At 43.4% G+C, this 15,647-nt stretch carries 9 protein-coding genes and 1 tRNA gene; 6 read left to right on the forward strand and 4 right to left on the reverse strand.

Annotation, left to right across the window (positions count from 1 at the left end):
• Nucleotides 1–13: 13 nt before the first annotated feature.
• On the reverse strand, nt 14–3,352 hold the full coding sequence (locus tag J0656_RS13375) for a glycosyltransferase family 117 protein (protein ID WP_207034735.1): 3,339 nt from the start codon (nt 3,350–3,352) through the stop codon (nt 14–16).
• 194 nt (nt 3,353–3,546) lie between these two features.
• Here J0656_RS13375 and J0656_RS13380 point away from each other — a divergent pair.
• Nucleotides 3,547–3,618 (forward strand) — tRNA-Gln (locus J0656_RS13380).
• A 58-nt stretch (nt 3,619–3,676) separates the two neighbouring features.
• On the opposite strand, the gene J0656_RS13385 is transcribed toward J0656_RS13380, so the two are convergent.
• On the reverse strand, nt 3,677–4,279 hold the full coding sequence (locus J0656_RS13385) for a YkgJ family cysteine cluster protein (RefSeq protein ID WP_207034737.1): 603 nt from the start codon (nt 4,277–4,279) through the stop codon (nt 3,677–3,679).
• A 172-nt stretch (nt 4,280–4,451) separates the two neighbouring features.
• Here J0656_RS13385 and J0656_RS13390 point away from each other — a divergent pair, with 172 nt between their 5' ends.
• Nucleotides 4,452–5,279 carry a DUF1963 domain-containing protein gene (locus tag J0656_RS13390; RefSeq protein WP_207034738.1) on the forward strand — a complete coding sequence of 276 codons (828 nt, stop codon included), beginning with the start codon at nt 4,452–4,454 and terminating at the stop codon, nt 5,277–5,279.
• A gap of 78 nt (nt 5,280–5,357) precedes the next feature.
• Here the strand turns inward: J0656_RS13390 and J0656_RS13395 are convergent, their stop codons facing one another.
• A complete protein-coding gene (locus tag J0656_RS13395) occupies nt 5,358–8,729 on the reverse strand; it encodes a PA14 domain-containing protein (protein ID WP_207034740.1) in 3,372 nt (1,123 codons plus the stop codon).
• A 376-nt stretch (nt 8,730–9,105) separates the two neighbouring features.
• Between J0656_RS13395 and rimP the strand changes: the two genes are divergently transcribed.
• The 3 genes from rimP to infB are packed head-to-tail and all read left to right on the forward strand — an operon-like array spanning nt 9,106 to nt 13,613.
• Nucleotides 9,106–9,567, forward strand: a complete 462-nt coding sequence (gene rimP, locus J0656_RS13400; RefSeq protein WP_207034742.1) for a ribosome assembly cofactor RimP — start codon at nt 9,106–9,108, stop codon at nt 9,565–9,567.
• A gap of 12 nt (nt 9,568–9,579) precedes the next feature.
• On the forward strand, nt 9,580–10,812 hold the full coding sequence (gene nusA, locus J0656_RS13405; protein WP_176619732.1) for a transcription termination factor NusA: 1,233 nt from the start codon (nt 9,580–9,582) through the stop codon (nt 10,810–10,812).
• Between the two features lie 41 nt (nt 10,813–10,853).
• Entirely contained in the window at nt 10,854–13,613 is a 2,760-nt protein-coding gene (gene infB, locus J0656_RS13410) for a translation initiation factor IF-2 (RefSeq protein ID WP_176619731.1), read from the forward strand.
• A gap of 50 nt (nt 13,614–13,663) precedes the next feature.
• On the opposite strand, the gene J0656_RS13415 is transcribed toward infB, so the two are convergent.
• Nucleotides 13,664–14,035: an SPOR domain-containing protein gene (locus J0656_RS13415; protein ID WP_176619730.1), complete on the reverse strand. Its 372-nt coding sequence runs from the start codon at nt 14,033–14,035 to the stop codon at nt 13,664–13,666.
• A 235-nt stretch (nt 14,036–14,270) separates the two neighbouring features.
• Here J0656_RS13415 and J0656_RS13420 point away from each other — a divergent pair, with 235 nt between their 5' ends.
• Nucleotides 14,271–15,644: a c-type cytochrome gene (locus J0656_RS13420; protein ID WP_207034744.1), complete on the forward strand. Its 1,374-nt coding sequence runs from the start codon at nt 14,271–14,273 to the stop codon at nt 15,642–15,644.
• Nucleotides 15,645–15,647 lie beyond the last annotated feature (3 nt).

Raw genomic sequence — 15,647 nt, forward strand, 5'->3', positions numbered from 1 at the left:
GCTTTTTTTTATGCTATTCTTCTTCTGGAATTATAGAGTCCGGAATGCTGTCTGGGGCATCGATAGGAATGGAACCTTCCATGTCCGGGTCTATTGGAGGAATTGATTCGTCCATTACATCATCCTCTTCATCCACAAACTGGGAGAATTTGTCAATGTATTCATTGAAGATAATGGTTTCCGACTCTGCCAATTCTTTATCTCCATTTTCAATCAAAATGTCAATGTTTCTACGGTAGGCCTGCATATCGGATAGGATGTCGTCTATTTTATCGTATTGCTCATCCAAAGGAATGTTGGCGTAGTATTCCAAATGTTCTTGATAGACCTTTTTGAGCTTGCCGAAAAGCTCTCGGGCTTTTTGGGTTTCTCCCACTTTATAATAGCCATCTACAAATGGTTCAACAAAAGCATAGAAATAATAATGCTCCACGGGCATGTTTTCCATAGCAATATTGATGACATCCTTGGCCTCGTCAATCTTGTTTTCTGCAATCAAGGTTTCCATCAGGCGGGCCAAATTGCTTCTAAAAGAAAGTCCCTGTGAACGCGTTTGTGGATCGTGATAAATCTCATCGCTTCCTGCATTGCCCCATTCCCAATCCTTGACAATATCGTACATCAGATCGGTATCGATTCGGCCCATTTCAAAGGAATTTCGGTTTGGGGTTTTGATGGGTACCAATTTGTACACAAGTCCATCGAGTTGCAGATAATCCTTCATCCAGATGTATTCTGCACTGTCAAAACTACCTCCGGAGAAGTAGATGGGTCGTTTCCAATCGTTGTTGGCGATAAGGTCCAACATCAATATTCTGTTCTTGGGAAGTGCACCGGTTGGCAGGTCAATATCGATATAATCCACGATCAAAGCAGAATCCTTCTCTTTGACAAGGCCGCTTTCCAATACATTTTGTTTGTTGACAGGTATCCTGATTTTATTGGTGGGGTAGTACACAATATCCAAGGTGCTTTCTGAATAGTTGCTCAAATCGGCGCCTTGATTGGTCAAAATATGTCTGAATTTGGTCTGAGGCTTGTCGCTGCCAATCCAATTCATAAAATCTTTGATGTCCCATCTATTGTCTGTAATACCTTGATAGTAAATGGCATCCCTTGTTCCGTAGCTGTATTTGTCATGCGTCAATTGCGATGGTATAGGGTCACTTTCGTATGCTTTGCGCTTCATCTGGTCAATGTACCAATCTGTTGCAAAAAGGCTGGTATTGACCACGCGGACGTCTGTTCTATAATTCTCGATTTCTTGGGCGTACCATATTGGGAAGGTGTCATTGTCCCCGATTGTGAACAATATGGCTCCCGCATCTTCTTTGGTGGAATCTAGATAAGCTTTTGCCGTAGCTGGGGCCGTATATCGGTCAGATCTATCATGGTCGTCCCAGTTTTGAAAGGCCATCAACAACGGCACGGCCAAAAGACATATAGTTGTGATTGCCGGAGCCGCTATTTTGGACGAAACCAGTTTTTTGAATTCTTCAAACAGTCCGTATACACCGATACCTATCCATATACAGAAAACGTAGAAAGATCCTACCAGGGAATAGTCACGCTCCCTAGGTTGAAAGATGTATGGGTTGGTATAAAACTGTATCGCAAGCCCCGTGAACATAAAGAACACGAAGAGCACCCAAAACTGTTTTGGATTTCTGGATACTTGGAAGACAATGCCCAAGATTCCGAGCAATAGCGGCAGGAAAAAATAGGTGTTTCGACCTTTATTATTCTCCCAATCACTGGGCAGGTTGTCTTGGCTGCCCAACCGAATACTGTCAATAAAATTGATGCCGCTCAACCAGTTGCCATTTTCATCGTACCTACCTTGCATATCGTTTTGCTTCCCGACAAAATTCCACATGAAATAACGCATGTACATATAGCTGAACTGGAAATCGAAAAGGTATTCTACGTTTTGCCAAAGGGTAGGTGGCTGCACCTCAATATATTCTCCGAATTCCCTTAAAAAGCGTATATATTGTTCTGTATCCAGTTCTCCTTGAGAATAGGCCGTTTTGAATTGATTTACCGCCTGTCGAAGATCATTGTTGGATATGTATTCCGATTTTATCTTGAATTCCAGGGCGCCAAAATATTTCATATAGTTTTCGGCGTGTTGATCGCTCCACATTCTGGGCAAAAACCCTACGTGCTTTTCGTTGGGGCCTGGAATAGCTCCTTTGTAATGGTTTACGATAACATATTTGCCCGTTTCCAAGTCTTTTTCGTACTTCGGGCTATCATCCCTATCTTCTCCCGAAGTCGCAAAGGTGTCCGAGTAATAGGCTCCGTAAACAGGACTATCTACCCCTGGATATTGTTCCCTGTTATAGTAGGCCAGTAGTGCTCGGGCATCGGCCGGATTGTTCTCATTGACAACGGTTTTTGCATTTGCTCTAATGGGAAGCATCAACCATGAAGAGAACCCTAGGATGAGGAACATTAGACAAAGTACAACAATGTTGGCATTATAGTAATTGTGTTTTCGGGTGTACCTCAAACCAAAATAGAAGGCCGCAATAAACAAAAGTCCCATGATGATGGAGCCTGAGTTGAACGGAAGCCCAATTTCGTTGATAAAGAACACTTCGCTCCACCCAAATAGTTCAAGAACGTAGGTCAAGGAGAATTTATAGACCAAGATGAGTACCACTACAACGATTATGTTGGCCAACAAAAAGTTTTTAACCGTGGTGGTCTTATATTTTTTGAAATAATAGAGCAATCCAATGGAAGGAATCGCCAAGAAGCCCATGAACTGTATACCAAAGGTAAGACCTATTACAAAAGAGATGAGCATGAGCCATCGGTGACCTCTAGGGTCTCCCAAATTATCTGTCCATTTTAGGCCCAACCAGAGCAATAATGCCATCATAAAACTGGCCATGGCATACACCTCGGTCTCTACAGCATTGAACCAAAAACTATCTGAAAATGTAAATGCAAGCGCTCCGACCAATCCACTGCCAAGGATGGCAATAGCCTTGCTGTTGGTCATTTCACTCTTTTTGGCAACCAACTTTCCTGTTAGGTTGGTAATGGTCCAGAAAGTAAACAATACGGCAAAAGCGCTGGATACAATGGATACAGCATTTACCATAAGAGCTATTTTCGTAGGGTCGCCAAAAGCGAACATGGCGAAGAAGGCACCTATCATTTGCAATAGTGGAGCTCCTGGCGGGTGCCCTACTTGCAACTTGGCAGAGGTGGAAATATACTCACCTGCATCCCAAAAACTTCCTGTGGGTTCAACGGTAAGGGCATATACTATAAACGCAATGGCGAAGGAAGTCCACCCAAAGATGGTATCCCATTTTTTGAAGTCTTTTGCAAACATAAGAGTTGGTTATTAACCGAATTGTGGCGAATTTAGTAAATCTAGAACAGAAGCCTAGCCCTTTTTGGAAAACCTTTAACACCCATGTTCAATAAAAATAGCGAGTATTCTTATCAAAAATATTTGTTGAAACCAAAGTTTGTTTTAAATTTGCACGCTCAAAAGCTGAATCAAATTTAGCTTTTATATGGTACTGGCCTATGGTGTAATTGGTAACACAGCTGATTTTGGTTCAGTCGTTCAAGGTTCGAGTCCTTGTAGGCCAACAAAAAGCCCCTTAAATCATCGGATTTAAGGGGCTTTTTTATTGTTATATTTTTTTGTTTAAACGATTTGCTTGTCCAGGCTGGGCATTGGCCTGTAGGTGTAGTATTGCAATACCTCCTCCAATGCCATTTTCAATGCTTTGTTGATGGGCATGATTTTGGAACCCATTTGATAATCGATTTGGTTCAGCTGCATGTAGTAATCCGTAAATACGGGAACATACATTCCCTTGGCAATCGCTTCGGAGGTGGCTTGATAATTTTCAGCCTGTTCCTCTTTGATTATTTTACAAGTGGCCAATCGCAGATTCCCGTACTTATCCTTGCTCGCGGCATAGCCAAAAAGCCTGCATATCAAACCCCGCTGACTATAACTGCCACAGTGGCCCTTGCTTACTATGGAGACCGGTGTCAACAAAAAACAAGTTCGATCTTGGGATGTGTTCAAAGACTCAAGGGCTTCTTCGGCCTTACCTGATAAAAATAACTGAAATGCCCATGGTAAAAATTCCAAGGGTGATGCATCAATGTTGGGATAGGTGCAACATTTTCCACAACCGGAAACACAACCAAGCTTCGATTTTTCCTGAAACTGTTGGGTTTCTTGCTCCAATTGACTGAATAACGCTTCAACCGATCGGACTTTCTGTTCTAGTGTCATTTATTGGACGGCGAAGGTATATCTTATTTTGATCCATGGCGCAAATATTTTTTTCAGAAAAAAAAGAGTGTTGTCTTCAAGAGTTGTGTCACTCAAAAAATAATTCCATATTTGAAACATCTACGCAGCATTTACCCCAAATCTTTTATTAACCTATTAAATGCGAAAGCGTATGAATGTATTGGAAAAAGCAAAAGCTGTAATCGATGGCTTTGACTTTAACGAAGAGCACATTGCCAAGTTCAATGAAAGTGCAGGAACTGAATTGAGTTCCGAAAGCCTAAAAGACTATCTTAAAAAATGGCTGCTGTACTATCTGATCCCAGAATTAACAGCGTATGATTCTGAAGAAGAGGTGCAATTGGGAACCACCAAACTGTACGGACTTCCCCATCTGCCGGATTCCATGGAATTTCCTGAGGATATGATATTTGCGGGCCAGTTCAATCTAGCCGAAATTAAGCCACACGACATTTTTAATGAGGTGCCCAAAGACTCTGGGATTTATTATTTTTTCGTAGATGTTAACGGTGTGGAATCTGAGGTATTTTTCTATGATGGCCCTGTTGATGATTTAAAAATACGGGAGTACCCTAATGGGGATGAATATGAATCATCCAAAATACTCAACCTAACGGGCAAGACTGAAGAGCTTTATTTACAGTCGGAGATTATTGGATGGTGGATAGGAGCTGAAGAAGAATATGATGCGTATGATCTAGCGACCATAATTGGGGCGGATGTTTTGAAAAGGTTGGAGGGGCTTTTACAAAAAGAAGCAGGAAGCTTCACTCTATATGATCATCTTGGCAGTCTTCCAGATGAATACTTTTTCGGAAAGCCTAGATATTATCAAGGAGAGGATGGGGATACCCCTGATTTTTATCCAGGCTTCTTTGGTTTTGAACCACCATGGCAGGAGGATTGTTTTCTAAATCTTAGTGTTTGGCAGGACAAGTGGTCAAAAAAATATTTTGGTGATATTGAAATAACCTGTTAGCATGCTGGAACATTAGGTAGCAATAAAAAACCCCGCAAATTTGACTTTGCGGGGTTTGTTTTTTTAAATGTTTTCTGATCAGTTTTTGTTCACTCGGTAAGTGATTCCCCTGTTGGTGATCACCCTTCCGTTCTTCACGGTCAATGTCGCTTGGTCGGAGGCTAGGGGAGGGCAGCTTCCGGACGAATTGGAAACAAGCACACGATATATGTAACCGTCTTTTGCGGAATCCGGAGTTGTAATGGTCAGGTTTGCGCTAGATGTTCCCGTGTATTCACTTCCGTCGGCAATAGGCACAAAATTACTTCCGCCATCGGTACTTACCTGCCATTGGTAAGTGTTAACATTGCTCGCGGTAACGGAAAAAGAACCATTGTTCCCCACAACCACGGTTTGGTCGGTTGGTTGGGTGGATATGCTAAATGGTGTTACGGTAATGGTTTGTTCCACGTCCAAGGTGTTTCCTGCCGCATCGGTAACCCTATAGGTTCGGGTAATAATTTCAGGATTGCTCACGCCATCACTTACATCGCCCACAAAGGTAACGATTGGATTTGGGTCACAATTGTCAGCTTCATCTGTAATAACGGTTACATCCGGTGAAGGAATATCGGAAGCACAATTTACCGTTATTGGTGAAGGTGCGCTGGCCGTAGGAGCTGTTGTTTCTACCGTTATTGTTGTGGTGGCAGCCAAATCAGGGTAAGGCGGGTCGCCGGGCATACCGCCATACTCCACCAAATATCCTTTGGGCTGATAATCGCCGCTTGCAGCCCCCGTATTGGATAGGTCGTTCCATGAACCTGGCAGTCCTACTCCTGGAGCTGTTATATGTGCATAATCTTCGTCTCCTGAATTATTAGGTTCGCCGGAGTTCCAAAATTCATATCCAAATGCTGTGCCCCCCGCGCCGCCTCTCCAAAACAGAGTGCCTGCTTCAGGGCCAGTTACCCAGTACCAATCACCTTCGGTCGCAGCATCACTTGCTCCTATCCATCCTGCTCCTGGAGCCTGTGAGCCCAAAAGATCGGATTCATCTTGGATGGAAATTGTGGCCAAGTATCCTTGTAGACCGTAGAATGTTCTTAATGCAGCGGCATTTCGTGCAGCTGTCCAAGTTATCCCTTCCGCTGCCACATATTCGTAGTAGTGCCCGGTGGATTCTATGTAGTTCGCTTCGTTCATTACTATGGAGAACGTCCGTGTATCCCCACCGTTTACAGTTGCGGTGGTTTGGAAAATCACACCAGCAATTGCGGCTTCGAATTCGGCCAATGTTGCTGGTCCCTCCAAGAACAATCTTCCTTCTGAGGTGTCCCAACTAGCTGTTATGTTGGGGTGTGTTCCTGTTAAGCTCAATACATCGCCTGATACATCGTAGTTGGAAGTAATTTGAATATAAACGGCGTCCAAGGTACTGCTGTCGGTATCGGTGATCTCTACGGTTTCCACCACGGGAATTGGGTCGCCTGGACAAAATGTTTGGTTTCCGGTTGCGGTTATGGATGGTGGGTCATTACCATCAAAAGTATCGTCCCTAAAATCTAAATCCCCTCCCGAGGTAACATCACCATCAGAGTCGGGCAACATCAAAGAGCCTCCGTTAGTGTTCAGTGGATTGTCTATGGTGCCCCCTGGGTCGGCGTATCCGGTTGTGGTGTCGATATTATTGTCCAAGCCATCATTATCGCTATCCGACCCTGAAAGTGTCAAAACTGCTTCGGTGGTGTCGGTGGTCCCATCATTGTCAGAATCCAAATCCATAAAATCAGGTGCTCCGTCCCCATCGGTATCTACGGGGGTGATTCCGCTGCTTTCGTATGCATCGTCTAGCCCGTTGTTATTGGCATCTATTCCCGAAGGTGCTATATAGTTTAAAGATGTTTGAGCCTCCACATTGTCCGGTATTCCATCTCCGTCACTGTCCAAATCCTGATAGTTTGGAATACCATCACCATCTGTATCAACCGTTGTGCAATCAACCGTGCCGCCATAGCTGGCACCGTGAACTCTAGCTCCTGTTTGGTATGCCATTACCCTAAAGGATTGAAAATTACTTTGTGATACATTAAAAGTTATTTCGGTAATCGACCCAGAGGGAATTGCGGTGGCATCAGCTAAGTAAGTGCCATTGGAATATTGGATTTGCATATCCGAAGTGCCCGAGGCTGCCGATAAAAACACGCTAACTGTAGTCCCTATTGGAATTGGGTTGGCAAATTGAAATGATATAATGGAGGCCCCTTCATAAGTAGATGTGGAGTTATAGGCATATGAGGTGCCTGGGTTACCCTCCGCATTGGATGGGTCTCTAAAGTATTGAACGTTGGTCGCTGTTTGGACAAAATTCCCTGAGACTCCTCCACATTCATCAACATCCAAAATACCATCATTGTCGTCATCGACATCAGCTGTATCAGGTACACCATCACCATCAAGGTCGGCACTACTTGCGCTACATGTTGAATATAATTTGGAAAAAGGGATGTTCTGTTTTGAAATGGACGGGCCTTGATATGCTACTGATAGATTTTCTCCTCCTCCGTTTTCAAAGAATAACACGGTGATATCGTGAAGTCCGGGTGATAAGGTTATGGTTCCCGAACGTTCTTGGGAGCCATGTGCGCCATCGTTGTTCACTACCTGGGCCCCGTCGATGTATAATTTGGAACCATCATCTGAAGTCGTGTAAAATGTGTAGCTTCCCTGTGTATCTATTTGGATGAATCCCGTGTACCTAATGCTAAAGTTATCGGTATCTCCCGGGTCTTCTTGATTTTGAAGCGCATCTACATCAAAACTAGTATAAGTACCAGAGCCGAGATATCCCGATGTTGGGATGTTGTCCACAGTGCTTCCCGAAGGTGAACTGTCGTAAAATTCAAAATCAACCTCCCCGTTACAAATACCGGAGGTTGCCTCTACGGTCGCATTATCTATAAAATATTGTTCATTAGTCATGTTGTTGTCCATCCTCACTCTAATCTCCAAGGTGGAGTTGCCAGTATTTGGAAATCCAAATCCATATGAAGGATTCAAAGGATCGGAATTTGAACCCGATGCATTTACAAATTCTTGCCAAGAACCTCCGTCAACACGATATTCGCCAATCATATAATCACTCCCATTTTCCATATCATCAGGGTCATCCACCCAAGTATCCATACTAAAGTTAATGTAGTCGTATCCGGTAATGTCTATAGGGTTGACTTGCCAAGTTCGTTGTGCATCCAAATTACTGCCTCTCAATGAATTATTTCTTACGGACAACCTATTTCCTCCATTGGTAGTCCACGACGATGAAGAAGGTCCAGTTGCCGTACCGTTTTGAGTATCATTGGCGTAACTGTTGAAGTTTTCGCTCCAAATAGTGGTCTGTGAAAATGAAAGAAAGGTTCCCAACAGGAAAAACGCCAATAGTAGCATCCATCCACTGGGAAAATGATTCATCTTTTTATTAAAGAACGAGGTTGTGCCCATGTATTTATTTCAATCTTGCACAAAATTAACTGGTGCACAGAGGCTTCAAAATATTTGTTGTGAACGGTTGTAAAAGGAGTGTTAACATGGGGATATATGGAGAATGGCATGTTTTGTGGTCAAACTATATGGTTCGTTTGAATGAGATGTACGGGTTCGCATGCACCTTTTTTTATGATATGTATAAGGTAATTCATTGAAAAATAGATAGGGGAGGTATTATTTTTGTACGGGGAGGGGTTGCACAAGCGATATTATTTGTTGTATATTTGCAAAACTGAACGGATATAAAAGTATTCATGAGGGGACCTTGAGTCCCCTCTTTTATTACTTATTTCTCATTTTTATGTTGAAGGATAAAGTGGAATCGTTGCTGGGCAAGGCGTTGGAAGAGCACTCTTCCTTGTTCTTGGTAGATTTTAAAATGGGCAGCGACAACAGTATCAAAGTGGTTTTGGATGGTGATGAAGGGGTGAGTCTGCAAGACTGTATGAACATTAGCCGGGCCATTGAACATAATTTGGATCGCGAGGAAGAAGATTTTTCCTTGGAGGTTACATCGGCCGGGGCTACCTCGCCCTTGAGATTGCCCCGTCAGTACAATAAAAATGTTGGAAGAAAATTACAGGTCAAGACCACCTCTGGGCAATTGGAGGGTACATTGGTAGCGACCTCGACAGATAGCATTACCTTGGAGTGGAAGGCCCGTGAGCCTAAACCGGTAGGTAAAGGAAAAGTTACAGTACAGAAAAAGCAGGAAATCGCCTTTTCTGACATTCAAGAGGCAAAAGTTAAATTAAAATTTTAATTGTAGTAGAAAATGGAAAACCTAGCGCTCATCGAATCCTTTTCGGAGTTTAAGGACGATAAGTTTATTGACAGGGTGACCCTTATGGCGATTTTGGAAGAAGTATTCCGAAGTGCGCTAAAGAAAAAATTTGGTTCTGACGACAATTTTGATATCATTATCAACCCCGATAAAGGGGATTTGGAAATATGGAGAAACCGTGTGGTGGTTGAAGATGGGGAGGTTGAAGAGCCCAATGAGGAAATATCCTTGTCCGAAGCTAGAAAAATCGAGCCCGATTTTGAAGTTGGCGAGGATGTATCAGAAGAGGTAAAGCTTATCGACCTTGGAAGAAGAGCTATTTTGGCATTGCGCCAAAACCTGATATCCAAGATACATGAGCACGATAATACCACCATCTACAAGCAATTTAAAGACTTGGAAGGTGAGATATATACCGCTGAGGTGCATCATATCAGACATCGTGCAGTAATTTTGTTGGATGATGAAGGAAACGAAATCATCCTTCCAAAGGAAAAGCAGATACCTTCCGACTTTTTCCGAAAGGGAGATAACGTTCGAGGAATCATCGAAAGTGTGGAACTTAAAGGAAACAAGCCGGCCATTATCATGTCCAGAACATCGCCGATTTTCTTGGAGCAATTGTTCTTCCAAGAGATTCCAGAGGTGTTCGATGGTTTGATTACCATTAAAAAAGCAGTTCGTATCCCAGGTGAAAAAGCGAAAGTTGCTGTTGACTCCTATGATGATAGAATTGATCCCGTGGGTGCCTGTGTGGGTATGAAGGGTTCAAGAATCCATGGAATTGTACGGGAATTGGGCAATGAAAATATTGACGTGATCAATTGGACCAACAACCCGCAATTGATGGTGACTAGGGCTTTAAGTCCTGCAAGAGTATCATCCGTTAAACTAAACGATGAGAAAAAAACAGCACAAGTATACCTAAAGCCAGAGGAGGTTTCCAAGGCTATTGGTAGAGGTGGGCACAACATACGTTTGGCTGGTCAATTGACTGGTTATGAAATAGATGTGTTCCGTGAAGGCGTTGAGGAAGATGTGGAGTTGACCGAGTTTTCCGATGAAATCGAAGGCTGGGTAATCGAAGAGTTCAAGAAAATAGGATTGGATACCGCACGTAGCGTTCTGGAACAAGATGTAAAAGATTTGGCGAAGCGAACCGATTTAGAAGAGGAAACAATTCAAGAAGTCGTTCGTATCCTCAAGGAAGAATTTGAAGATTAGGCTTATATTAGCAGCGAAAATTTAGGGAAGTAAAATTATTTATGGCAGAAAATCCAACAATACGACTTAACAAAGTTCTCAGAGAATTGAACATTTCACTGGATAGGGCAGTCGATTACCTAGCCTCGGAAGGGCATGAGGTAGAAGCGCGACCTACCACTAAAATATCCAATGAGGTGTATCAAGTTCTGTTGGATGAGTTCCAAACGGATAAGAGTAAAAAGGTCGCTTCTAAGGAAGTTGGTGAAGAAAAGCGCAAGGAAAAAGAAGCTATCCGAATCCGTATGGAGAAGGAGCAGGAAGAGCGCAGGTTGGCCAAGGAGAAGAAAGAGGCTGAGCAGGAAGTGGTAAAGGCCAAGGCGGAACTTGCTGGACCAAAGACAGTGGGCAAAATCGATTTGGATAAAAAGCCAGAGCAGCCAAAGAAAGAAGAGCCAAAACAGCAAGAAGAAGCGCCAGTTCAGAAAGAAGAGGCACCAAAAGTTGAGCCAGAAAAAGCCAAAGAGACTGAAAAGCCCAAAGCTTCGGAACCGGAAAAAGCCGTAGAGAAAGAAAGTAAAGAAACTGAAACCAAGGAGGAAAGGGTTGAGGCGGAAAAACCAAAAGAGGACACGGAAAGCACTGAGTCGGGTACTATAAAGACCAATTATCAGAAACTTTCCGGACCTAAAATTACCGGTGATAAAATTGACCTTTCGCAGTTCAAGAAACCGGTGAAAAAGAAAAAGGAAGACCCCCAAAAAGGAAATAAGGGAGGAGCTTCATCCGATGCCGGAGAGCGCAAAAAGCGTCGTAGAAGAATAGTGAAGAATGGCCCACAAACTGGTGGGGGCAATAGAAATAGTAGGCCTGGAGTAGGTAGAAAGGGACAGCGTTCCAATGCACCTAAAGTAGAGCCTACAGAAGAAGAAGTACAAAAACAAGTAAGGGAGACCCTTGAAAAACTTCAAGGTAAATCCAGTAAAGGCCGAGGAGCCAAATATCGTAGGGAGAAAAGAGATCAGCACCGTCAACAAACGGAGAAAGACCTTGAACAACAGGAATTGGACAGCAAGATTTTGAAGGTAACGGAATTTGTTACCGTTAACGAGCTTGCTACCATGATGAATGTTTCTACTACCCAGATTATCTCGGCATGTATGTCCCTTGGTATTATGGTGACGCTTAACCAGCGTTTGGATGCAGAGACACTTTCTATCGTGGCCGACGAATTTGGTTACGAAGTAGAGTTCGTTACTGCGGAGATTGAGGAAACCATAGAGGAAGTCGAGGATAGTCCGGAAGATTTGAAGGCTCGTGCGCCGATTGTTACCGTAATGGGACACGTTGACCACGGTAAGACATCCTTACTTGATTATGTTCGTCAGGAAAATGTGATTGCAGGGGAAAGTGGGGGAATAACACAGCACATTGGAGCCTACGGGGTTGCTTTGGATGACGGTCAGAAAATCACCTTCTTGGATACTCCCGGTCACGAAGCGTTTACCGCAATGAGGGCCCGTGGAGCTCAAGTAACCGATATTGCTATTATTGTAATCGCTGCGGATGATGACATCATGCCTCAAACAAAAGAGGCCATAAGCCATGCTCAGGCAGCCGGAGTGCCCATAGTGTTCGCTATCAACAAGGTGGATAAGCCAACGGCGAACCCAGACAAGATTAAGGAAGGCTTGGCCCAGATGAACTTATTGGTAGAAGATTGGGGTGGTAAAGTACAGTCCCATGACATTTCAGCCAAAACAGGGCAGGGGGTCAAAGAGCTTTTGGAGAAAGTATTGTTGGAAGCCGAACTTTTGGAGTTGAAAGCAAATCCAGGCAGGTTGGCATCGGGAACGGTTGTTGAAGCTTTCTTGGACAAAGGTAGAGGTTATGTTGCCACTATTTTGGTTCAAACAGGTACCCTTAAAATAGGTGACTATGTACTCGCAGGAACATGTAGTGGTAAAGTAAAGGCCATGCATGACGAAAGAGGACACAATATTGATAAGGCAGGTCCATCCACGCCAATTTCTATTTTGGGATTGGACGGGGCGCCACAAGCAGGTGATAGGTTCCATGTATTGGAAGATGAGCGTGAAGCAAAACAGATTGCGGCAAAACGTTCGCAATTGCAGCGTGAGCAATCTGTAAGGACTCAACGTCATATTACCTTGGACGAAATTGGGCGAAGAATCGCATTGGGCGACTTCCAAGAACTTAACATTATCCTTAAGGGTGATGTGGACGGTTCCGTTGAAGCTTTGACGGATTCGTTCCAAAAACTGTCCACTGATGAAATTCAGGTGAACATCATCCACAAGGGTGTTGGGGCCATTACGGAATCGGATGTGCTGTTGGCAAGTGCCTCAGATGCGATTATTATCGGATTTAACGTACGACCTATGGGCAATGCCAGGTCAATTGCCGATAAAGAGGAAATAGATATTAGAATGTATTCTATTATCTATGATGCCATCAATGACCTTAAGGACGCGATGGAGGGCATGTTGTCTCCAGAGATGAAAGAAGAGGTTACGGGTAATGCGGAGATAAGGGAGACGTTTAAAATCTCCAAAATTGGAACCATTGCGGGTTGTATGGTGACCAGCGGAAAAATCTTTAGAAACTCGCGTATACGACTTATCCGAGATGGTGTTGTGGTCTATACAGGTGAATTGGCCTCGTTAAAACGATTCAAGGACGATGTCAAGGAAGTAGCCAAAGGTTACGACTGTGGATTGCAGATCAAGAACTACAATGATATTAGGGAAGGTGATATTGTGGAAGCCTTCCAAGAAGTTGCGGTGAAGAAAAAGCTGTAATTGATATGATAATGCGAAAAAAATCCCGCTCAATGGCGGGATTTTTTTATTTAAGATTCTTTCTGCTCAGGTTTTAAGAGCATGGCATCCGGATATTTTTTCCGAACCTCCAAATACTTTCTTTCGGCTTCCAACTTGGTTTTGAAACGTCCCAATCTAACACGATAGGTCGGGGATTCAAACTCTATTTTGGAATACCAATCCGGAAAGTCAATTTCAACTTGACTTAATAGGTCCTGTGCTTTCTGGTAATTGCCGAAACCTACTTGAATTTGATAATATCCAGTATTCGCATTTACCTTGGTGTACAATTTTACCAACTCGTTGATTTTTGGGTCCTGTTGAACCGTAACCTGTCCATCTTGGGCCAAAACTTGAGTTGTCAAAGCAATTAGAATTGCGCTAAAAACAGCCGTTTTCATGTTATTTACTCGTTGTATGATTTATGCTTATTGCAAATGTAGATTATTAAAGGTTAACCAAGTCGAGGGCAAGTTATTTAGAATCTTTATAAATTAAGTGTTATGAATACCTTAAGATTTCAAAAAATGACTGTATGTCTTACTTTTGTTGCCATTCTTGGTAGGGTAAAAAGCTATTGCTCTCAAACTCAATAGAAAGAATCATGCCAAAGATTTCGATAGAAATTTCACGAATATGAAAAAGGTTTTATACCGCCATCTATTTTCTAAAGTTTTAGGTTTAACTCTCCTATTATTCTCATCATCTTTTTATGCGCAAGAAGAAGCAGAGGCTGCGACCGATGCAGCTGCAGAGCAAACTACGGAGGCTGTTGATGGTGATCCGGTAAAAGGAAAACAACTCTTTAATCAGAACTGTGCCGCATGTCACTCCTTGGATAGGAAAATGACAGGTCCCGCATTGGCAAATGTGGAAGCTAGATTGGCCGAAGATGAAGGTTTGGACAAGGAATGGATTTACGCATGGGTCAAAAACAGCCCAGGGGTAATTGCATCGGGAGACGCTTATGCAAACAAGATTTACGCAGAGTACAATCAGGCGGCCATGACACCGTTTCCAACATTGTCCAACGAGGATATTGACAATATTTTGGCCTACACAGCTGCCCCGCCAAAGGCGGCACCAGCCCAAGCTGCTGGTGGAGCGACAGCTGCAGGTGAAGGTTCTGGTGGTTCAAGTTCCGGGATTTCCAATGAGATGATCCTTGGTGCCTTGGCATTGGTTTTTGGTCTGTTGGTCGTCATGTTGATTTTGGTGAACAAGACCTTGCGCAGAATTGCGGAGGCCAATGGTGTTGTTTTGGAAAAGGAGAAAGAAAAGCGTTTGCCAATTTGGAAGGCGTTTGTTCAGAACCAGTTCTTGGTTTTGGTAACGGTTGTCTTCTTGTTGTTGGGCAGTGCTTATTTTGCTTACGGCTATTTAATGCAGGTTGGTGTGGATCAGGGTTATGCCCCGGTTCAACCAATTCACTTCTCACATAAGATTCATGCGGGAGATAACGGTGTTGACTGTAAATACTGTCACTCCTCTGCAAGGGTTTCAAAAACTTCGGGGATTCCTTCCTTGAACGTTTGTATGAACTGTCATAAATCGATTTACGAATACACTGGGACCGCTGAAGGTCCATCGGCAGAAGATTTAGCTGCAGGGCGCACCAATGAGTTTTACACGGGAGAGATCAAAAAACTATACAAGGCAGTTGGATGGGATGAAGAAAACCAAAGCTATACTGGCAACAGTCAGCCAGTGGAGTGGGTTAGGATCCATAATCTTCCCGACTTTGCCTACTTTAACCACTCACAGCACGTTTCTGTAGCAGGTGTTGACTGTCAAACCTGTCACGGTCCGGTAGAGGAAATGGAAATAGTTGAGCAACATGCTCCATTAACTATGGGATGGTGTATCAACTGTCACCGTGAAACCAATGTGAAGATTCAGGGCAATGCATACTACGAAGCGATCCACGAAGAGTTGGCCAAAAAGTATGGAGTTGAGGAAGTGACCGCTGCAATGATGGGTGGTCTAGAATGTGGAAAGTGTCACTATTAAGAA

It is taken from the genome of Flagellimonas aurea (assembly GCF_017313785.1).
Taxonomy (GTDB): domain Bacteria; phylum Bacteroidota; class Bacteroidia; order Flavobacteriales; family Flavobacteriaceae; genus Flagellimonas; species Flagellimonas aurea.

What these genes read in the sequence shown, in the direction of transcription:
- J0656_RS13375 (WP_207034735.1), bottom strand. Translation starts at nt 3,352, where the DNA reads ATGTTTGCAAAAGACTTCAAAAAATGGGATACCATCTTTGGGTGGACT.
- J0656_RS13385 (WP_207034737.1), bottom strand. Translation starts at nt 4,279, where the DNA reads ATGACACTAGAACAGAAAGTCCGATCGGTTGAAGCGTTATTCAGTCAA.
- J0656_RS13390 (WP_207034738.1), top strand. Translation starts at nt 4,452, where the DNA reads ATGAATGTATTGGAAAAAGCAAAAGCTGTAATCGATGGCTTTGACTTT.
- J0656_RS13395 (WP_207034740.1), bottom strand. Translation starts at nt 8,729, where the DNA reads ATGAATCATTTTCCCAGTGGATGGATGCTACTATTGGCGTTTTTCCTG.
- rimP (WP_207034742.1), top strand. Translation starts at nt 9,106, where the DNA reads ATGTTGAAGGATAAAGTGGAATCGTTGCTGGGCAAGGCGTTGGAAGAG.
- nusA (WP_176619732.1), top strand. Translation starts at nt 9,580, where the DNA reads ATGGAAAACCTAGCGCTCATCGAATCCTTTTCGGAGTTTAAGGACGAT.
- infB (WP_176619731.1), top strand. Translation starts at nt 10,854, where the DNA reads ATGGCAGAAAATCCAACAATACGACTTAACAAAGTTCTCAGAGAATTG.
- J0656_RS13415 (WP_176619730.1), bottom strand. Translation starts at nt 14,035, where the DNA reads ATGAAAACGGCTGTTTTTAGCGCAATTCTAATTGCTTTGACAACTCAA.
- J0656_RS13420 (WP_207034744.1), top strand. Translation starts at nt 14,271, where the DNA reads ATGAAAAAGGTTTTATACCGCCATCTATTTTCTAAAGTTTTAGGTTTA.